Raw genomic sequence first — 18,192 nt, 5'->3', positions numbered from 1 at the left:
CCGGCGGTGTACGGGACGTCGCGGCCGGGTACCGTCTCCCCGATGTCGAACGCGCTTCCCCAACTCGTCGCCGACCGGTACAGGCTTCTCTCGCCGCTCGGCCAGGGCGGCATGGGCAGGGTGTGGAAGGCGCGCGACGAGGTACTGCACCGCGACGTGGCGATCAAGGAACTCGTCCCGCCGCCCAGCCTCACCGACGACGAGCGGCGCGAGATGCGCGAGCGGTCGCTGCGGGAGGCCCGGGCCATCGCCCGGCTCAACCACGTCAACGTGGTCCGCATCTTCGACGTGCTGCGCACCGACGGCGACCCGTGGATCGTCATGGAGTACGTCGCGTCCAAATCGTTGCAGGACACCCTCGCCGAGGACGGACCCGTCTCGCCGGCCCGCGCGGTCGAGATCGGCCTCGGCGTGCTGGGCGCGTTGAAGGCGGCGCACAAGGCCGGCGTGATGCACCGCGACATCAAGCCGGGCAACGTGCTGCTCGGCAACGACGGGCGGGTGGTGCTGACCGACTTCGGCCTGGCCACCATCCCCGGCGACCCGAACGTGACCCGCACCGGCATGGTCCTCGGCTCGCCCGCGTACATCGCGCCGGAGCGGGCCAAGGACGGCACCGCCGGGCCGGAGGCCGACCTGTGGTCGCTGGGCGCGACCCTCTACGCGGCGGTGGAGGGCAAGTCGCCGTACGCCCGGCCGTCGGCGATCGCCACGCTGGCGGCGCTGGCCACCGAGCCGATGCCGCCGCCGAAGAACGCCGGCCCGCTCAAGCCGGTGCTGAACGGCCTGCTGCGCAAGGACCCGGCCGAGCGGATCACCGCCGAGGTGGCCGAGCGGCTGCTGCGCCGGGCCGGCGGCAAGCGGGCCAAGAGCATCGCCATCCTGGACGGCGTACGCCGGCCGGGGCCGAACGGTCCGCGCGAGCCGCACCCGCCGGTGGTGCCGGCGCCGCGGCCCGCCGAGACCTCGTCCGCGGCCGTGCCGAGGCCGCCGTCCTCGGCGACGGTCGAGCCGACCGACGCCGTGGCGGGCGCCGCCGCGGCCGGCGTGGTGGCCGAGGACGCGACGGCGAAGGTGTCGGCGTCGGTCGACGCGGGCCCGACGGCGAAGGTCGAGGCCCCGCCGTCCACCTCGGACGCCGAGCCGACCGCCAGGGTCGAGCCCACGCCGGCGCCGGCGGCCCGCAAGCCGGTGAACCCCACGTCGGTGATGCCGGCGCAGGCCGACCCCGTGGAGGGCCGGGCGACCGTGGTGCCCGGCGTCAAGCCGGACCACAAGCGGCGCAACCTGCTGATCGGCGCCCTGGTGGCGGCGCTGCTGCTGGGCCTCGTGGTGCTGGTGCCGCTGCTCAACAGCGGCTCCGGGGACAAGGGCTCGACGCCGCCGCAGGCCGGCCCGTCCACGGGTGCGTCCGGCGGTCCGGGTGGTGGGCAGGCCGGTCCGGCGGGTTCCCCGGCCGCGCCGTCCACGCAGGCGTCGACCTCGGCCGCCGCGCCGCCGCCCGCGCCGTCCACGGCGGCGTCCAGCGCCGCGCCGAGCGCGACCGCTTCCCCGGCCCAACCCTCCTCGGGTACGCCGGGCCTGCCGGCCGGCTGGACGCTGCGGAAGGGTGGCCCGGGCTTCAGCGTGCCGCTCCCGCCGGGCTGGCGGGGTGGGCAGACCAGCGGTGACACGGCCATCTACAACGGGCCGGACGGTGGTCGGCTGCTGGTGCAGTGGACGCCCGACCCGAAGGACGACGCGTACGCCGACTGGAAGAGCATCGAGCGGTATCGCAAGGGCGAGGTCGACGAGTACGAGTACCTCGACATCGAGCATTGCACCTACTACCGCACCTGCGCCGACTGGGACTGGTTGGAGACCCAGCGGGGCGTCCGGTACCACGTGCGCAACCGGGGCTTCGCCACGGCGGACGACCGTGGCTACGCGCTGCGTTGGGAGATCCCGACGTCGCAGTGGGACGCGAAGCTGGCCGACTGGGCGACGATCATCCGCGGTTTCCGGCCCGACCGGAAGAACTGACGCCGGCTGCGAATTCCATTCGCATGACTTCCCACCCTGTGGGGTACTTCCTCCGTCACGACGGAAGGAGGTACGACATGGGTTACCGACGCAAGGACGCCCGGCCCCGGCTGGCGCTCTGGATGCTCGTCGCGCTCGGCGACGCGGTCCTGCTGCTGGCCATGATGGGCCTGTCCGCCCTGGTCGCGCTGCTCACGGTCGTTGCCCTGGTCGGTGCGGGGGTGGTCGTGCGGCGGATGACGCGCCGTGGCGCCCTGGTCGACGAGGAGCCGATTCCCACGGTGGTCGCCCGACGCCGGGCCTGAGGCCGCGGCACGACGGTGGCGGCAGCCGGACCAGTTGCCCACCCGCAGGGGTGGTAACCGATCCCGCTGCCGCCGACCTGTTTCGCGGATCAGGTGTTGTTCGCCAGGGCGATCAGCCGGGTCCGGTCGCCGTTCCAGTAGTTGCGGTCGACGTTGCCGCTGATCCCGGAGACGCTGCCGCTGCTGGTGTACTGCCAGAAGCTCCACACCGGGGCGCCGGCGGGCAGGGTGCCGGGGGTGCTCGACCAGCGGGCGAGCCAGAGCGGGTGGTTGGCCCACGGCGCGGTCCAGCTGCCGGTGCACTGGTTCCACCAGCTGGTGGTGGTGTAGATGACCGCGTACCGGCCGGTGCGGGACCGGTAGGTGTTCAGGAAGTCCTGGATCCAGTTGCGCATGCCGGTGGTGCTCAGGCCGTAGCAGTATCCCCCGCTGTACGGGTTGGCCTCGATGTCGAGCGCGGCGGGCAGGGTGCGGCTGTCCGCCGACCAGGCGCCGCCGCTGCTGGCCAGGAAGTTCGCCTGGGTCGAGCCGGCGGAGATGTTCGGCCGGGCGAAGTGGTACGCCCCGCGGATCACCCCGGCGTTGTAGGCGCCCACGTAGTTGGCGCCGAAGTTGGCGTCCTTGAAGGTCGTACCCTCGGTGGCCTTGATGAAGGCGAACTGAATCCCGGCGTTGCGGACGCTGGTCCAGTTGATCGTGCCCTGGTAGCGGGAGACGTCGATGCCGGGGGTGGTGGCGGCCGCGGCCGGACCGGTGGTGGCGACGAGGGTCGCGGCGGCGGTGGCCAGGACGGTGAGGCCGGTGGCGAGCAGCCGGCGCAGGGAGAGTCTGGTGCGGGTCACGGGGCCTCCAGAGTCGTCATTCAATTGACAGACATCTTTGAAGGTTAATGCCCTAGATCACAAGAGGTGCTGAACAAATTTTCAGCCAACCCGCCGGGAATCCCAGGTATCGGTGGTTGACGATCAGCGTAGCGAGGCGGGGTCGAGCTGCCCCGGAACAGCTCGGTCAGGCACAGCGTCTCGCCGGCCTTGGCCACCCGGTCCAGAGGCCGACGTGCTTTCCGAAGGGCTCCAGCGGAGCGGCACTCACCGGCGTTCACCTCCCGATCCGATCGCCACCCGATCAGTCTCACACCCTACGAGGCCACGCCCCGCGAACAACACGGTTCACCCCGGTAGGCTCCCGGCCCATGTTCTCGTTCGACGGACTCGGCACCCTGTGGGACAAGCTGTTCAGCGCCCAGCCCGACCCGCCCGCCCTGCTGGTCCTGCTCACCGCCGTCGTCGCCCTGGCGGTGGTCGCCGCCCGGGGACCGTGGCGGATCGCCCGCAACGCCGTCACCATCGCCCACGAGGGCGGGCACGCCCTGGCGGCGGTGCTGACCGGCCGTCGGCTGCACGGCGTCCGGCTGCACTCGGACACCTCCGGCCTGACGCTGTCCGCCGGCCGGCCCAGCGGGCCCGGGATGATCCTCACCCTGCTCGCCGGCTACGTCGCGCCGTCGCTGGTCGGCCTGGCGGGCGCCTGGCTGCTCGGCGGCAACCGGATCACCCTGCTGCTCTGGGTGGCCGTCGTGCTGCTCCTGGCCATGCTCGTGATGATCCGCAACGTCTACGGGGTGCTCTCCCTGCTGGTCACCGGCGGTGTCGTGCTCGCCGTCTCCTGGTACGCCACCCCGCAGGTGCAGGCCGCCTTCGCCTGGACCGGCGTGTGGTTCCTGCTCCTCGGCGGGATCCGGCCCGTGTTCGAGCTGCGACGCCAGCGCAACCGCGGCCGGATGCCCGCCTCCGACGCCGACCAGCTCGCCGGGCTCACCCCGTTCCCGGCCCTGTTCTGGGTGGGCGTGTTCCTGGTGGTCAACCTGGCCGCCCTGGTGGTCGGTGCGCTGCTGCTCGCCGGTGACCTGCTCACCGAGGCCGGCCTGCGGTTCTGACCACGCCCGAAGCCGCCCGCCGATCGCGACCCGCCCGGCGGGTGCGCCGGGTCGGCACGGCGGCCACGGCGGAGGCAGAATCGGGCGATGCGGTACGTGGTCATCGGAGCGGGTGCGGTCGGCGGCACCATCGGCGTACGGCTGGGGGAGGCCGGCCGGGACGTCACCCTGGTCGCCCGCGGCGCCCACCTGGCCGCGATCCGCGAGCGGGGTCTGACCCTGCGTCGGCCCGAGGCCACGGTGACCTGGCGTGGTCCCGCCGCCGACGGCCCCGGCGACACCCCGCTGCCCGCCGACACCGTGCTGGTGCTGACCGTCAAGTCGCAGCACACCGCGGCCGCGCTGGCCGCCTGGGTGGACGCCCCGGTCGCGGGCGGCGGCCCGGCCGGCGAGCGGCTGCCGCTGCTCACCGCCCAGAACGGGGTGGCCAACGAGCGGACCGCGCTGCGGCTCTTCGCCCGGGTCCACCCGGTCTGCGTCTGGCTGCCCGCCACCCACCTGGAGCCCGGCGTGGTGGTCGCCAACGGTCACCCGCACCCCGGCATGCTCCACATCGGGCGCTACCCGGTCGGTGCGGACGACACCAGCCGGGCGGTCGCCGCCGACCTCACCGCCGCCGGCTTCGTCGCTCCGGTTCGCGACGACGTGCTGCGCTGGAAGTACGGCAAGCTGCTGAACAACCTCGGCAACGGCCTGCAGGCCCTGCTCGGCCCGGACGTACCCGAATGGCTCGCGGAGCGGGTCCGCGCCGAGGGGGAAGCCGCCTTGGCCGCCGCCGGGATCGCGCACACCACCGTCGAGGAGGAGGCCGCCGAGCGGGGCGACCTGGTCCGGCACCGGCCGGTCGACGGCGCGCAGCGGGCCGGCGGCTCCACCTGGCAGAGCCTCGCCCGAGGCGCCGGCTCCGCCGAGACGGACCATCTCAACGGGGAGATCGTGCTGCTCGGCCGGCTGCACGGCGTACCGACGCCGGTGAACGCGGCCGTCCAGGCCGCCGTCCGCCGCGCGGTCCGTGAGCGCGTCCCGGCCGGCGGCTTCCCCCTCACCGAACTGCGAGAAATGCTGGGTCGACCGGCAACCTGAGCCACCACGGCAGGCGTGTCCCCTGCGACAAACGGGGAGGTGCCAGGATGCCGGACGTCGACGGGTTCGACGAGTTCTACCGGGGCAGCCGGCAACGCCTGCTCGGGTTCGTCTACGTCCTCACCGGCAACCTGGCCGAGGCCCAGGACGCCGTGCAGGAGGCGTACATCCGGGCCTGGCAGCGCTGGTCGACAGTGCGGGAGTACGACGACCCGGAGGCATGGCTACGGGTGGTGGCCAGCCGGATCGCGGTGAGCCGGTGGCGCAGCATGCGCAGCCGGGCGCGGGCGTACCTGCGGCACGGTGTGCCGGGGGACATTCCCGAGCCCAGCACCGAGACGCTGGAGGTGGTGGCGGCGCTGCGCCGGCTGCCCGAGGCGCAGCGCACCGCCATCGCCCTGCACTACCTGCTCGGCATGCCGGTCGCCGAGGTGGCCCGGGAGACCGAGGCCCCGGTGGGCACCGTCAAGGCGCGGCTCTCCCGGGGGCGGACGGCGCTCGCCGGGCTGCTCACGGTCGTGGATCTGGAGGAGGCGGCAGATGCGTGACGACGTGACGTTCGTCGAACGGCTGCACCGGGACCTGCGTGACGTGCCCTGGCCCGAGGCGGCCGAGCTGCGCGCCACCGCGCGACGGCGCACCCGGCGTACCGCGGTGACGGCCGCCGCCGCGGTCCTGGTGGTCGTCGCGGGCGTCGCCGTCGCGGCACGCGGACCGGCCGGGCCGCCGCCCGGGTCCACGGTCGCCGCCCCACCCGGCGGACGGGCGGAGATCCCGGTGGAGGCGCTGCTCGACCCCCGTGACCTGCCGGACCGGAGCGACGAGCGGCTCGGTGACGCCGGTCTCGGCGAGCCGGTGACCGTCGACCCCGTGCTGCGGTCCTGCGCCCTCGACCGGGGCCTGCCGGCCGACCCGGTGCTGTCCCGCTACTCCCGCTCGCAGACCCTGATCACCAACATCTCGCCGGGGGGCCTCGCGCCCGAGCGCAGCCCGTTGGTCAGCCAGGACGTCTACCGCCTCGACCGTGCCACGGCGGAACGGTTCATGGTCGACCTCGACCGCCTGGTGATCGGATGTACCGGCTGGCAGGAGACGAAGTCCAGGAACGTGACCGCCGGCGGGTCGCCGCGGCCCGTCACGCTGGTGCACCGGTGGACGGTCGTCGACCGCGACTTCGCCGGCGACGCCGCGATCGTGCTGCGGCACACCACCGACCGGTCCTGGGACGCGACGACCGGGGCGGACCTCGACGTGACCACCACCCCGGAGGTCACGGTGATCGTCCGGGTCGGTGACCTGGTCACCGTGCTGGTGCCGGCGGGGCCGATGATGGCCTACTTCGAGGGCGCCCAGATCCGCCCGACCGGCGCCGAGCTGCGTGACCTGGGTCGGGCGGCGGCCCGTCGGATGTGCGCCGCCGCGAACCCGGGCTGCTGAGTGAGTGTTAAGAAGGGGCCCCTGCTATACCGAATGCGTTAACAGGGGGCCCCTCCTTGCACTGCTACAGCGGGATGTTGCCGTGCTTCTTCGGCGGGAGCGTCTCCCGCTTGGTGCGCAGCACCCGCAGCGCCCGGACGATCTGGGTACGCGTCTCGTGCGGCGGGATCACCGAGTCGACGTACCCGCGCTCGGCGGCGATGTACGGGTTGGCCAGCGTGTCCTCGTACTCGGCGATCTTCTCGGCGCGGACGGCGGCCGGATCCTCGGCCTTCGCCAGCTCCTGCCGGTAGAGGATGTTCACCGCGCCCTGGGCGCCCATCACCGCGATCTGCGCGGTCGGCCAGGCGAAGTTCAGGTCCGCGCCCAGGTGCTTCGAGCCCATCACGTCGTACGCGCCGCCGTACGCCTTGCGGGTGATCACGGTGACCTTGGGGACGGTCGCCTCGGCGTACGCGTAGATCAGCTTGGCGCCCCGGCGGATGATGCCGTCCCACTCCTGCCCGGTGCCGGGGAGGAAGCCGGGGACGTCGACGAAGGTCAGCACCGGGATGTTGAAGGCGTCGCAGGTCCGCACGAATCGGGCGGCCTTCTCCGAGGCGGCGATGTCCAGGGTGCCGGCGAAGTGCATCGGCTGGTTGGCCACCACGCCCACCGGCCGCCCCTCGACCCGGCCGTAGCCGATCACGAGGTTCTGCGCGTAGAGCGGCTGGACCTCCAGGAACTCGCCGTCGTCGAGGACGTGCTCGATCACCCGGTGCATGTCGTACGGCTGGTTGGCCGAGTCGGGGATCAGGGTGTCCAGCTCCCGATCCTCGTCGGTCACGTCGAGGTCGGCCGGGGCCTCGTGGACGACCGGCTCGTCCAGGTTGTTCGACGGCAGGTACGACAGCAGCGCCTTGACGTACTCGATCGCGTCTTCCTCGTCCGAGGCGAGGTAGTGCGCGTTGCCGCTGCGCGAGTTGTGGGTGCGAGCCCCGCCCAGCTCCTCCATCGCCACGTCCTCGCCGGTGACCGTCTTGATCACGTCGGGCCCGGTGATGAACATGTGCGAGGTCTGGTCGACCATCACGGTGAAGTCGGTGACCGCCGGGGAGTAGACCGCGCCACCCGCGCACGGCCCCATGATCAGCGAGATCTGCGGGATGACGCCGCTGGCCCGCACGTTGCGGAAGAAGATCTCGCCGTAGAGGCCGAGGGAGGCGACGCCCTCCTGGATCCGGGCCCCACCGGAGTCGTTGATGCCGACCACCGGGCAGCCGATCTTCATGGCCAGGTCCATCACCTTGACGATCTTCTCGCCGAAGACCTCGCCCAGCGAGCCGCCGAAGACCGTGAAGTCCTGGGCGAAGACGCAGACCTGCCGGCCGTCGACGGTGCCGTAGCCGGTCACCACGCCGTCGCCGTACGGGCGGGTCCGCTCCAGCCCGAAGTTGATGGACCGGTGTCGGGCCAGTTCGTCCAGCTCGACGAAGGAGCCCTCGTCGAGCAGCAGCTCGATCCGCTCCCGTGCGGTCTTCTTGCCCCGCGCGTGCTGCTTCTCGACCGCGCGCGCCGACCCGGCGTGCACCGCCTCGTCGACCCGTCGCTCCAGGTCCGCCAGCTTGCCCGCGGTGCTGTGGATGTTGATCCCGGTCTCGGTAGTCACCCAGGGAATATAACGATGGTTCAGGAAGGTGCCGCTGTGCACTTCGCCTCACCGCCCCGGCACGCCCCCGGTCTAGGGTGAGGGGATGCCCGGCTCGCCGTACACCGACCTGGACCGCCCGCCGCTGTCGGCGGCCCGGCTGGCCCGCGCGCTGACCGGCCCGCACGGCCCCTGGCGCCGGCTGGAGCTGCGCGCCGAGACCGGCTCCACCAACGCCGACGTGGTCGACGCGGCCCGGGCGGGCGAGCCGGAGGGCCTGGTGCTGGTCGCCGAACGGCAGACCGCCGGCCGCGGCCGGCGCGGCCGGGTCTGGCAGTCGCCGCCGCGGGCCGGCATCGCGACCAGCGTCCTGCTCCGGCCGGGCGAGGCCGACCCGGAGCGCGGCTGGTCACCCATCGCACCCGCCGCGTACGGCTGGCTGCCGCTGCTGGCCGGGGTGGCCGTGGCGGAGGCGGTGGCCCTGCTGGCCGAGCTGGACGCCGGCCTGAAGTGGCCCAACGACCTGCTGATCGACGGGGCGAAGTGCGCCGGTGTGCTGGCCGAGGCGGTCCCCGGCAACGGGCCCACCCAGCCGCCGGCGATCGTGGTCGGGATCGGCCTGAACGTGACGCTGCGCGCCGACGAGCTGCCGGAGAACCCGACCGGTCTGCCGGCCACCTCGCTGCTGCTGGCCGGGGCGACCGCCACCGACCGGGATCCGCTGCTGCGGGCCCTGCTGCGGGCGCTGGCCGACTGGTACGCCCGCTGGCGCTCGGCCGGCGGCGACGCGGTGGCCTGCGGGCTGCGCGACGCCTACCTGGCGGCCTGCGCCACGGTCGGCCGGGAGGTACGCGTGCTGCTGCCCGACGGCGCCGAGTTCCGGGGCACGGCCACCGGCGTGGACGCCGACGGCCAGCTGATCGTCCGGGGCCCGGACGGCGAACGCCGGCTGGCCGCCGGCGACGTCCTGCACCTGCGGTGAAAGCCCGGGCCCCTTGTTAACGCCTGCGGTATAGCAGGGGCCCCTTCTTAACACCCGACAGACCGGCCCGGCCGCGCGGCGGATGCCCCCGCGTGCGGTGACCCGTTACGGTCAGCGCGTCCTGTTCTGCGAGGAGGTTGCCGTGGCGTTTCCCGAAGACGTGCTCACCGAGGACGAGCACGTCGTGCTGCACCTGCACCCGCACTGGAAGGCGCTGGTGGGCCCGGTGCTGGTGCTGGTGCTCGCCGTCGCCGCCGTGGTGGCGGGCTGGGTGTTGCTGCCCGACGGCGACGGCGGCACCATCGCGCTCTACGCCGTGGCGGCGGTCGCCCTGGTGCTGGTGTTCTGGCTGGGGCTGTGGCCGTTCCTGGTCTGGCGTTCGACCCACTACCTCTTCACGAACGAGCGGGTGCTGCTCCAGCAGGGCGTGCTCTCCCGGGACCGGCGGGACCTGCCGCTGACCCGGATCAACGACCACTCGATGAACCAGCGTTTCGTGGAGCGGCTGCTCGGCTGCGGCACGCTCACCATCGAGTCCGCCGGTGAGCGGGGGCAGTCGGTGCTGCGGGACGTGCCCCGGGTGGACCGGGTGCAGACCAGGCTCTACGAGCTGGTCGAGGCCCACCACGACAAGCACTCGCTCGGCGACGGCGAGATGCGGGACATCCTGGCCGACATGCGCGAGGGACGGCCGCTGCGCGACCCCAGCGCCTGACCGGGGTGCGGTGCCGGCTGCCGCCTGCGGCAGCCGGCAGGGTCAGCGGCGGGGCGAGTGGCGGGTGCCGGCGTGCAGCTCGGCGGCGAGATCCGCGTCCAGACCGGAGGCGCGGCCGAGGCCGCCGTCGAGCGCCGCCGTCCGGCCCTGCGGCTGCTTGAACACACCCTCGGTGGAGTGGTCCGGCTGCTGCTGGGCCTCCTCCAGCTCGCTGACCGACTCGGCCAGCTCCGCCACCGGGTCCATCTCCGCCATGGTGTCCCACTCGTCCCGGGGGACGTCGTGCCAGGTCTCGACGGCGTGCGCCGGGACCGGCTGGAAGACGAACGTCCGGTAGGACCAGAACCGGAACATCGTGGCCAGCAGTACGCCGGCCGTCTTGGCGACGTTCAGCGCGATCAGGCTGTTGATGCCGAGGCCGTACTTCGCCGCGGCCAGCACGCCGAGTTCGATCACCAGGCCGGTCGCATTGAAGAGGAAGAAAAGGGCGTATTCCCGCTTCAGCGCCGATTTCGGGCGATCCCGGTACGTCCAGTGCCGATTCATCAGGTACGACGTGATCGTCGCCACGATGGTGGCGATGACCGTCGCCTTCAGTTGGCCGTCACGGAAAACGGTCAGTGCCAGCGCATTGAACACCGCGTAATTGATGACGGTGTTGATGCCGCCGACGATGCCGAATTTCAGCGCCTCGTGGATGAACTTCTGCCATCGTTCGGGCAGCAGACGGACCAGACGCATGCGGAACACCTTAGGGCAGTGGGCGGGGCCGCAACGGCCCAGCGGGACGAGATGGGCGGCAGGTCACGCGCCCGGGTCACGGTCGTGGCTGGGTGCCGGAACGGGGGGAGTTCCCGCTTCCACGAAGACGAACCGTCGGTACGACCAGAATCGGAACAGCGTCGCGACCCCGGTGCCGACGATGTAGCTGGCGATGTTGTCGGCCAGGGCGGTGCGGAAGACCTCCGGCCAGACGGCGCCCAGGCCGTAGCGGCTGATCGCCAGGCAGCCCACCGTGATGCCGAGGCCGACGCCGTTGAAGAAGAAGAACAGCGCGTACTCGCGGGCGGGGTGGGAGCGCTGCCGGTGCCGCCAGGTCCAGAACCGGTTGCCGAGGAAGGCGACGGTGGCCGCGATGACCGTCGAGACGGTCTTGGCCGTCACCTGCTCCATGCCGCGCGCCGCGGTCAGGTAGTTGAAGAGCGCGAAGTCGATGAGGAAGGCGATCCCACCCACGGTGGCGAACCTGCTCAGCTCGCGGAGCAGGTGCCCGAACCGGTCGATGAGCCTGCCGAGCGGACCCGGGCGGGTCTCCGGGGTGGCTGGCTGGTCCCCGGTCGTCGTGGCGGCCACGCGCAGAGCCTACCGGTAACCCGCTCGCCCGGCGGGTAGCAACGGCCGGTGGGCCGCCCCGGATCGCGCCGCCCGTCTCGGCGGTGATCGGAGCGTAACCCTTTGTCGAGCATCCGCGGATCCGTTCGGCGAATCGTCGTCCGCCGTCCCGTCGCGCGGTTGCCCGCGTACCCCGTCCCGTTCCCCGCATCGCGTACACCGACGGGGGCGGCGGCGCGAAGCTTCCCGGGAAGATTTGCGTGAAACTGCGCGCGAAAGCGGGTATCAGATCGTGATGCCGCAGCGTGGCCGTACCTTGTGCAGTTCTTCACAACCAGTCCCACTGACTGGCGAGGCAGCCCGGTTTACGCTGAGCCCAATCCCAGGTTTCCACGAAGGCGACGCCTCGCTCGCCAGAACTCGTGCATCCCATAGATCGGTCAGCGTCGACCACAAGGAGATGTGACATGGTTGCTCCGGCTACTGTTCGGGGTATCGATCAGGCCCCGACGTCCCACCCCAAACTGCTCGCCTGGGTCCGTGAGGTCGCGGAACTGACCACCCCCGACCGGGTGGTCTGGGTGGACGGGTCCGATGAGGAGTGGCGCCGGCTCACCGACGAACTGGTCGAGAGCGGCACCCTGATCCGCCTCAATCCGGAGAAGAAGCCCAACTCGTTCTACGCGCGGACGGACCCGACGGACGTCGCCCGGGTGGAGGAGCGCACCTTCATCTGCTCCGTCGACGAGGCGGACGCCGGCCCCACCAACAACTGGATGGCGCCGGCCGAGATGAAGCGGACGATGACGGAGCTGTACCGCGGCAGCATGCGCGGGCGCACCATGTACGTCATCCCGTTCTGCATGGGTCCGGTCGAGGCCGAGAGGCCCATGTTCGGCGTCGAGATCACCGACAGCCCGTACGTGGTGGCCTCCATGCGCATCATGACCCGGATGGGCGCGACGGTCCTCGAGGCGATGGGCGACGACGCCGACTTCGTGCACGCCCTGCACTCCATCGGCGCCCCGCTCGCCCCCGGCCAGCAGGACGTGGCGTGGCCGTGCAACGAGACCAAGTACATCTCGCACTTCCCGGAGAGCCGGGAGATCTGGTCCTTCGGCTCCGGCTACGGCGGCAACTCGCTGCTGGGCAAGAAGTGCTACTCGCTGCGGATCGCCAGCGTGATGGGGCGCGACGAGGGCTGGCTCGCCGAGCACATGCTGATCCTGAAGATCACCTCGCCGGAGGGGAAGGTCTACCACGTCGCCGGCGCGTTCCCGTCCGCCTGCGGCAAGACCAACCTGGCCATGCTGGAGCCGACCATCCCGGGCTGGAAGGTCGAGACCATCGGCGACGACATCGCCTGGATGCGGTTCGGCGCCGACGGCCGCCTCTACGCGGTCAACCCGGAGTACGGCCTCTTCGGCGTCGCGCCGGGCACCGACTGGAAGACCAACGCCAACGCCATGCGGACGCTGGACCGCGGCAACTCCATCTTCACCAACGTGGCCCTCACCGACGACGGCGACATCTGGTGGGAGGGCATGGGTGAGCCCCCGGCGCACCTGATCGACTGGAAGGGCAACGACTGGACGCCGCAGAGCGAGAACCTCTCCTCCCACGCGAACAGCCGGTTCTGCACCCCGATCACCCAGTGCCCGATCCTGGCCGAGGACTACTACGACCCGAACGGCGTACCGATCGACGCCATCCTCTTCGGCGGCCGGCGCCGGGACACCATCCCGCTGGTCACCGAGGCCCGCGACTGGGTGCACGGCGTCTACATGGGCGCGACCCTCTCCTCGGAGACCACCGCCGCCGCCTCCGGCGCGGTCGGCGTCGTCCGCCGCGACCCGATGGCGATGCTGCCGTTCATCGGCTACAACGCCGGTGACTACTTCCGGCACTGGATCGAGATGGGCAAGGGCACCGACGGCGACGAGGCGAAGCTGCCCAAGGTCTACTACGTGAACTGGTTCCGCAAGGACGCCGAGGGCAACTTCCTCTGGCCGGGCTTCGGCGAGAACTCCCGCGTGCTCAAGTGGGTCATCGAGCGGCTCGAGGGGCGGGCCGACGCGGTCGAGACCCCGATCGGCATGGTGCCGGCCCAGGACGCGCTGGACGTCGAGGGCCTGGACATGACCCCGGAGGACGTCCGGATCGCGCTCAAGGTCGACCCGGAGGAGTGGCGCAACGAGCTCCCGCTGGTCACCGAGTGGTTCGAGAAGTTCGGGGACAAGCTCCCCGGCGTCCTCTGGGCCGAGCTGGACGCCCTGCGCGCCCGGCTCGACGCGGAGCAGCCGCAGCGGTAGGTGTGAGCCGCGCCCGCACTGGGCACCATCGCATCCCATGAGGACGGCCGCCGAACCTGTCGAGGTCCGGCGGCCGTCCGCCGTCCGGGCGCTGACCTTCCTGCTGGCCACCACGGCGGCGGCCACCGTCGTGGTCGAGCTGCTCAACTGGTGGTACGCACCGGAGCAGGAGTTCGGCCTGGCCGTACGCACCGGCTGGGCGATGCTCCGCTCGCTGGCCTTCCTGGTGCTGATCGGGCACGTCAACTCCGGGCGGGTGGCGGCGAAGCCGTTCGGGCTGATCCTGGCGGTGACCACGGTCTTCGCGGTCGGTCGGCTGGTCGTATCCCGGCAGGGGGTGCCGCCGGCGCCCGGGTTGCTCGGGTTCGCGCTGCTCACCGGGCTCTGTGTCGCCGTGGTGGTACTGCTCTACCGCAGCCCGGCGGTCGACCGGCACCTGGTCCGGCACCGCAGGGGCCTGGTCGTCGAGGGCGGGACCATCTCCTGGCGTGAGGTGACGCCGAGACGGGCTCCGGTGGCGGGCTGGCTGCTCACCGCGCGGGTCGCGGCGTTCACCTACAGCCCGCTGATGCTGGTCCCCGCGCTGGTGGCCGGGAGCTCCATCCTGGACGGACGGCTCGGCGCGGTGCCGGCCGTGCTGTTCTGGTTCGCCGCCGGCATCGCGGTCAGCTACGCGGTGCTGTTCTGCACCGCCTTCCTGCTGCGCGGCCGGGGCTGGGCGAGACGCGGCCTGGTCTGGATCACCCTCGCCGTGCTGGTGATCGACCTCCCCCTCTGCTGGTGGCTCCTCGGCGTGGACGGCCTGATCCGCGACGGCGCCCCCCTGATCTCCGCCGCTGTCCTCACCCTCTACTCCCTCCACCGCGCCCCCACCCCCACCCCCACCCCCACCTGAGCGCGTTGATCATGAAGTTGGCGGCACTGGAAGAGATCGACATCGCCGCTAACTTCATGATCAACGCGATGGCACGGGGTGTGGCGGGGTGAGGGGGCGGGGTCGGGCGGGGAGGATGGGGTGGTGGGTGCCGTGGGCGGGGATCTGTGGGATCTGGTGGTGGTCGGGGCGGGGCCGGCGGGGTCGGCCGCCGCGTTGGCGGCGCGGCGGGGTGGGGCGCGGGTGCTGCTGCTGGACCGGTACGACTTCCCCCGGGACAAGGCGTGCGGGGACGGGATCGCGGCGCACGCGCTGGACGTCCTCGGTGAGCTCGGGGTGACCGGGGCGGTCGACGGCTATCCGCCGCTGCCGGCGTTGCGGCTGGTGAGCCCCGGGGGCGGGACGGTGGCCCGGGCGCTGCCGCGGCCGGCGTACACGGTGCCCCGGAAGGTCTTCGACGCCCGGCTGGTCGCCGCGGCGGTGGCGGCCGGGGCGGAACTGCGCCGGCACACGGTGCGCAGCATCGACGTACGCCCCGACCGGGTGGTGCTCGACGGCGAGCTGGCCGGCCGGGCGGTGGTCGGCGCGGACGGCGCCGGCTCGGTGGTCCGGCGCGCGCTCGGCCACCCGGTGAACCCGGACCGGCACCTGGCCCTGGCCATCCGCGGCTATGCTCCCGCCCTGCCCGGCCCACCGGAGCAGCTCATCGTCACCTCGGGCGCGCGCTGGCCGGCGTACGCCTGGTCCTTCCCGATCGGTGACGGCCGGGCGAACGTCGGGTACGGCGAGGTGCTGCGCGGCGAGCCGCTGAGCCGGGCGCACCTGCTGGACCGGCTGGCGGCGCTGCTGCCCTCGACGGACCCGGCGGCGGTGACCGGGCTGCGCGCCCACCACCTGCCCCTCTCCACCCATCGGCCGGCCCCGGGCCGGGGGCGGCTGCTGCTCGCCGGTGACGCGTTGTCGCTGATCAACCCGTTCACCGGGGAGGGGATCTTCTACGCCCTGCTCTCCGGCGCCCTGGCCGGCGCGGCCGCGGCCGGCTCCCCGGACCGGGCCGCCGAGCGGTACGCCGCCACGCTGAGCCGGCGGCTCGGCCGGCACCTGCGGCACAGCTCGACGGCCGCCTGGCTGGCCCGGCACCGGGCCGTGGTCGACGCCGCGGTCCACGCCGCCAGCCGCGACCCACGGGTGTACACGACGGTGGTGGAGCTGGGACTGGGCGATGGCCGGCTGGACGCCCGCACCCTCGCCAGGATCGGTGTGGGGCTCGCCCGTGCGACAACTTCAGCTCGGCGCGTCTGACGCCGCGCCGCGACCTGAAGCCGTCGCGGGATCGGCCACCGCGGCGCTGACCCGCCCCGGGGGTCGCTACCCTGCAAGGTGATGACTCTGCGGAATCTCCTCTATTCGGTGTACGAGCGGCGCCTGACGGCGAAGCTCGCGGGCAGGCCGGTGCCCCGGCACGTCGGCGTGATGTGCGACGGCAACCGCCGGTGGGCGCGGGAGATGGGCTTCGTCGACCCCAACGACGGGCACCGGATGGGCGCCGAGCGGATCAAGGAACTGCTGCGCTGGTGCGACACCGCCGGGGTCGGGCACGTCACCCTCTGGCTGCTCTCCACCGACAACCTCTCCCGGCCGGCAGAGGAGCTGGACCCGCTGCTCCAGATCATCGAGGACCTGACCACCGAGCTGGCCGAGGAGGGCAACCCCTGGCGGCTGCGGATGGTCGGCGCGCTGGACGTGCTGCCGGCGCAGCTCGCCCAGGCCCTCAAGGCGGCCGAGGACCGCACCCGGGACCGCGCCGGGGGCGCCCAGGTCAACATCGCCGTCGGGTACGGCGGCCGGCGCGAGATCGCCGACGCGGTCCGCTCGCTGTTGCTGGAGCACGCGGCCGGCGGCGGCACCATCGAGGAGCTGGCCAACTCGATCGACGTCGACCACATCTCCGAGCACCTCTACACCCGGGGGCTGCCGGACCCGGATCTGATCATCCGGACCAGTGGTGAGCAGCGGCTCTCCGGCTTCATGCTGTGGCAGTCGGCGCACTCGGAGTTCTACTTCTGCGAGCTGAACTGGCCGGACTTCCGGCGCGTGGACTTCCTCCGGGCGTTGCGCTCGTACGCCACCCGCCAGCGCCGCTACGGCGCCTGAGCCGGGGCGGCCCGGCTCACCGCAGGTGCGGGAGGGCCTCGGTGAGGAAGTCGCCGAGCGCGGCGGGGGAGTCGATGGTGAGGTCGGCGGCCTCGGCGACCTCGTGACCGGTCTCCGGGTTGGCCACCGCGACGCAGACGCCGACGAAGCGGGGGTCGCCCGCGGCCCGGGCGCGCAGCGCGGCGAACGCCTTGATGTCGGAGACGTCGTCGCCGAAGTACCAGGCGCCACCGGCGTCCCGGACCACCTCGTCGATGACCATGCCCTTGTCCCGGTCGACCGGGGGCTTGATCTCCAGCACCATCCGGCCGGCCTGGCACTTGAGGCCCAACCGCTCGGCCTGCTCCCGTCCCCACCGCTCGACCTGCGCCCCGAGCCGCGGCGCGGTACGCCAGTGCAGGGCGACGGAGAGCCGCTTGAACTCCACAAGCGTGCCGGCGGGCAGCTCGGCGCGGGCCTGCTCGGCCAGCTCGGACATGGTCGGCACCCAGGGCAGCGCGGCCGGCTCGGTGACCGTCTCGCCGCCGGAGTGGCTGTGCTCCAGCCCGTAGAGGCCGTAGAGGTCGATCCCGGCGAGCCCGCCGAGGTGCTCGCGGAGGAACTCCACCGGTCGCGCCGAGACGATCGCCACCCGGCGGACGACCGGGGCGAGCGCCTCGAGCGCGGCGAGCACCTTGGGCGCGGGACTGACCGCGGTGGGATCGTCGTCGACCGGCGCCAGGGTGCCGTCGAAGTCGAAGAAGAGCACGGTCTCGCGGGCTCTGGCTGCGGTGGCCCGCCAGGCCTGCTCGGCGTCCAACGGGGTCTTCGGCTGGTTGCCCAGATTCAACGGCGGCACGCGCGACAGCGTACCCCGGCGGCGGCCGGGCATTCGTGGCCGAGACGTGACGGTCAGCCGTCGGGGATGCTCAGCGTTCGGCGGCCCCCCGTCCGCGTCGTTCGAACGGCACGACGGCGGCCTCCTGGCCGTGGCTGAGCAGGTAGCCCTCCACGAAGCCGGTGTTGCGGTCGCCGGTGCGCGCCTCTATCTCGTTGAGCCGCGCCACCAGGAACTCGGTCAGCGCGCTGACCCGGTCGTTGAGCCGGTCGTTCAGCTCTGCCAGGACGGCCAGGACGACCGCCGTGCCGGCCGTGGTGAGCGCGAAGAGGTTGGCGAGCAGGGGAAGCTGCTCACCGTTGACCACGCCGATCACCACGTTGGCGGTCACGCCGGATGTCAGGGACACCACCGCGACCCCCACTGCCCACCACTTCAGGGTCATGGACAGACCCCTCCTTCTGTCCCGCAGGGCTGGGTTCGGCCTTGTCCCGTCCCCCCGTCGATGACGAGCCCCAGCAGTACAGCTACGGACGCTAGCGTGCCGGGTCCGTCCCGGAAGCGAAACGATCGGGTCTGACCTGGCGTTCTTTCGC

At 72.5% G+C, this 18,192-nt stretch carries 18 protein-coding genes; 12 read left to right on the top strand and 6 right to left on the bottom strand.

The features are described 5' to 3' along the window. Positions 1–42: 42 nt before the first annotated feature. Positions 43–2,022: a serine/threonine-protein kinase gene (locus GA0070564_RS03355; protein ID WP_091604465.1), complete on the top strand. Its 1,980-nt coding sequence runs from the start codon at positions 43–45 to the stop codon at positions 2,020–2,022. Between the two features lie 77 nt (positions 2,023–2,099). Continuing rightward, positions 2,100–2,327, top strand: coding sequence for a hypothetical protein (locus GA0070564_RS03350; protein WP_091602257.1), 228 nt, complete (start codon positions 2,100–2,102; stop codon positions 2,325–2,327). A gap of 89 nt (positions 2,328–2,416) precedes the next feature. On the opposite strand, the gene GA0070564_RS03345 is transcribed toward GA0070564_RS03350, so the two are convergent. Continuing rightward, complete coding sequence (locus tag GA0070564_RS03345; protein ID WP_091602254.1) at positions 2,417–3,169, bottom strand: GH25 family lysozyme; 753 nt, start codon at positions 3,167–3,169, stop codon at positions 2,417–2,419. A 350-nt stretch (positions 3,170–3,519) separates the two neighbouring features. Here GA0070564_RS03345 and GA0070564_RS03340 point away from each other — a divergent pair, with 350 nt between their 5' ends. From GA0070564_RS03340 to GA0070564_RS03325, 4 genes are all read left to right on the top strand, one after another. Then, positions 3,520–4,263, top strand: coding sequence for a M50 family metallopeptidase (locus GA0070564_RS03340; protein WP_091602251.1), 744 nt, complete (start codon positions 3,520–3,522; stop codon positions 4,261–4,263). A gap of 87 nt (positions 4,264–4,350) precedes the next feature. Then, complete coding sequence (locus GA0070564_RS03335; RefSeq protein WP_091602249.1) at positions 4,351–5,346, top strand: ketopantoate reductase family protein; 996 nt, start codon at positions 4,351–4,353, stop codon at positions 5,344–5,346. 47 nt (positions 5,347–5,393) lie between these two features. Continuing rightward, positions 5,394–5,894, top strand: coding sequence for a SigE family RNA polymerase sigma factor (locus tag GA0070564_RS03330; protein ID WP_091602246.1), 501 nt, complete (start codon positions 5,394–5,396; stop codon positions 5,892–5,894). After that, positions 5,887–6,783 carry a hypothetical protein gene (locus GA0070564_RS03325; protein WP_091602243.1) on the top strand — a complete coding sequence of 299 codons (897 nt, stop codon included), beginning with the start codon at positions 5,887–5,889 and terminating at the stop codon, positions 6,781–6,783. Before GA0070564_RS03330 ends, GA0070564_RS03325 begins: the two co-directional genes overlap by 8 nt. A 64-nt stretch (positions 6,784–6,847) precedes the next feature. Here GA0070564_RS03325 and GA0070564_RS03320 read toward each other — a convergent pair whose 3' ends face one another. Then, positions 6,848–8,431 carry an acyl-CoA carboxylase subunit beta gene (locus GA0070564_RS03320; protein WP_091602240.1) on the bottom strand — a complete coding sequence of 528 codons (1,584 nt, stop codon included), beginning with the start codon at positions 8,429–8,431 and terminating at the stop codon, positions 6,848–6,850. 85 nt (positions 8,432–8,516) lie between these two features. On the opposite strand from GA0070564_RS03320, the gene GA0070564_RS03315 reads away from it, so the two are divergent. After that, positions 8,517–9,392 carry a biotin--[acetyl-CoA-carboxylase] ligase gene (locus GA0070564_RS03315; RefSeq protein WP_091602237.1) on the top strand — a complete coding sequence of 292 codons (876 nt, stop codon included), beginning with the start codon at positions 8,517–8,519 and terminating at the stop codon, positions 9,390–9,392. A gap of 142 nt (positions 9,393–9,534) precedes the next feature. Then, a complete protein-coding gene (locus GA0070564_RS03310) occupies positions 9,535–10,107 on the top strand; it encodes a PH domain-containing protein (RefSeq protein WP_091604463.1) in 573 nt (190 codons plus the stop codon). Between the two features lie 42 nt (positions 10,108–10,149). On the opposite strand, the gene GA0070564_RS03305 is transcribed toward GA0070564_RS03310, so the two are convergent. Beyond that, a complete protein-coding gene (locus GA0070564_RS03305) occupies positions 10,150–10,848 on the bottom strand; it encodes a GtrA family protein (RefSeq protein ID WP_091602234.1) in 699 nt (232 codons plus the stop codon). 63 nt (positions 10,849–10,911) lie between these two features. After that, the gene (locus GA0070564_RS03300; RefSeq protein WP_091602232.1) at positions 10,912–11,460 is read right to left on the bottom strand and encodes a GtrA family protein; all 549 of its coding nucleotides are present in this window, start codon (positions 11,458–11,460) and stop codon (positions 10,912–10,914) included. 446 nt (positions 11,461–11,906) lie between these two features. Here GA0070564_RS03300 and GA0070564_RS03295 point away from each other — a divergent pair, with 446 nt between their 5' ends. The 4 genes from GA0070564_RS03295 to GA0070564_RS03280 all read left to right on the top strand — a co-directional run bounded on the left by GA0070564_RS03295 (position 11,907) and on the right by GA0070564_RS03280 (position 16,779). Further along, positions 11,907–13,751, top strand: coding sequence for a phosphoenolpyruvate carboxykinase (GTP) (locus tag GA0070564_RS03295; protein ID WP_091602229.1), 1,845 nt, complete (start codon positions 11,907–11,909; stop codon positions 13,749–13,751). 37 nt (positions 13,752–13,788) lie between these two features. After that, positions 13,789–14,646, top strand: coding sequence for a hypothetical protein (locus GA0070564_RS03290; protein WP_091602226.1), 858 nt, complete (start codon positions 13,789–13,791; stop codon positions 14,644–14,646). A gap of 120 nt (positions 14,647–14,766) precedes the next feature. Continuing rightward, the gene (locus tag GA0070564_RS03285; protein ID WP_245669799.1) at positions 14,767–15,927 is read left to right on the top strand and encodes a geranylgeranyl reductase family protein; all 1,161 of its coding nucleotides are present in this window, start codon (positions 14,767–14,769) and stop codon (positions 15,925–15,927) included. 81 nt (positions 15,928–16,008) lie between these two features. After that, positions 16,009–16,779, top strand: coding sequence for an isoprenyl transferase (locus GA0070564_RS03280; RefSeq protein ID WP_091602223.1), 771 nt, complete (start codon positions 16,009–16,011; stop codon positions 16,777–16,779). A gap of 16 nt (positions 16,780–16,795) precedes the next feature. Here GA0070564_RS03280 and otsB read toward each other — a convergent pair whose 3' ends face one another. Together otsB and GA0070564_RS03270 are read right to left on the bottom strand one after the other, a co-directional pair. Further along, a complete protein-coding gene (gene otsB / locus GA0070564_RS03275) occupies positions 16,796–17,617 on the bottom strand; it encodes a trehalose-phosphatase (RefSeq protein WP_091602220.1) in 822 nt (273 codons plus the stop codon). A 70-nt stretch (positions 17,618–17,687) separates the two neighbouring features. Beyond that, positions 17,688–18,041, bottom strand: a complete 354-nt coding sequence (locus GA0070564_RS03270) for a hypothetical protein (RefSeq protein ID WP_091602216.1) — start codon at positions 18,039–18,041, stop codon at positions 17,688–17,690. Positions 18,042–18,192: the final 151 nt, after the last annotated feature.

Origin of the sequence: Micromonospora mirobrigensis (assembly GCF_900091555.1) — a bacterium.
GTDB classification, from domain to species: Bacteria; Actinomycetota; Actinomycetes; order Mycobacteriales; family Micromonosporaceae; genus Micromonospora; species Micromonospora mirobrigensis.
The sequence above is the reverse complement of the archived record's forward strand: the minus strand, read 5'-3'. Positions and strand labels throughout refer to the sequence as shown.

Coding starts and splice junctions, on each gene's coding strand:
- GA0070564_RS03355 (WP_091604465.1), top strand. CDS start 43: ATGTCGAACGCGCTTCCCCAACTCGTCGCCGACCGGTACAGGCTTCTC.
- GA0070564_RS03350 (WP_091602257.1), top strand. CDS start 2,100: ATGGGTTACCGACGCAAGGACGCCCGGCCCCGGCTGGCGCTCTGGATG.
- GA0070564_RS03340 (WP_091602251.1), top strand. CDS start 3,520: ATGTTCTCGTTCGACGGACTCGGCACCCTGTGGGACAAGCTGTTCAGC.
- GA0070564_RS03335 (WP_091602249.1), top strand. CDS start 4,351: ATGCGGTACGTGGTCATCGGAGCGGGTGCGGTCGGCGGCACCATCGGC.
- GA0070564_RS03330 (WP_091602246.1), top strand. CDS start 5,394: ATGCCGGACGTCGACGGGTTCGACGAGTTCTACCGGGGCAGCCGGCAA.
- GA0070564_RS03325 (WP_091602243.1), top strand. CDS start 5,887: ATGCGTGACGACGTGACGTTCGTCGAACGGCTGCACCGGGACCTGCGT.
- GA0070564_RS03315 (WP_091602237.1), top strand. CDS start 8,517: ATGCCCGGCTCGCCGTACACCGACCTGGACCGCCCGCCGCTGTCGGCG.
- GA0070564_RS03305 (WP_091602234.1), bottom strand. CDS start 10,848: ATGCGTCTGGTCCGTCTGCTGCCCGAACGATGGCAGAAGTTCATCCAC.
- GA0070564_RS03295 (WP_091602229.1), top strand. CDS start 11,907: ATGGTTGCTCCGGCTACTGTTCGGGGTATCGATCAGGCCCCGACGTCC.
- GA0070564_RS03290 (WP_091602226.1), top strand. CDS start 13,789: ATGAGGACGGCCGCCGAACCTGTCGAGGTCCGGCGGCCGTCCGCCGTC.
- GA0070564_RS03280 (WP_091602223.1), top strand. CDS start 16,009: ATGACTCTGCGGAATCTCCTCTATTCGGTGTACGAGCGGCGCCTGACG.
- GA0070564_RS03270 (WP_091602216.1), bottom strand. CDS start 18,041: ATGACCCTGAAGTGGTGGGCAGTGGGGGTCGCGGTGGTGTCCCTGACA.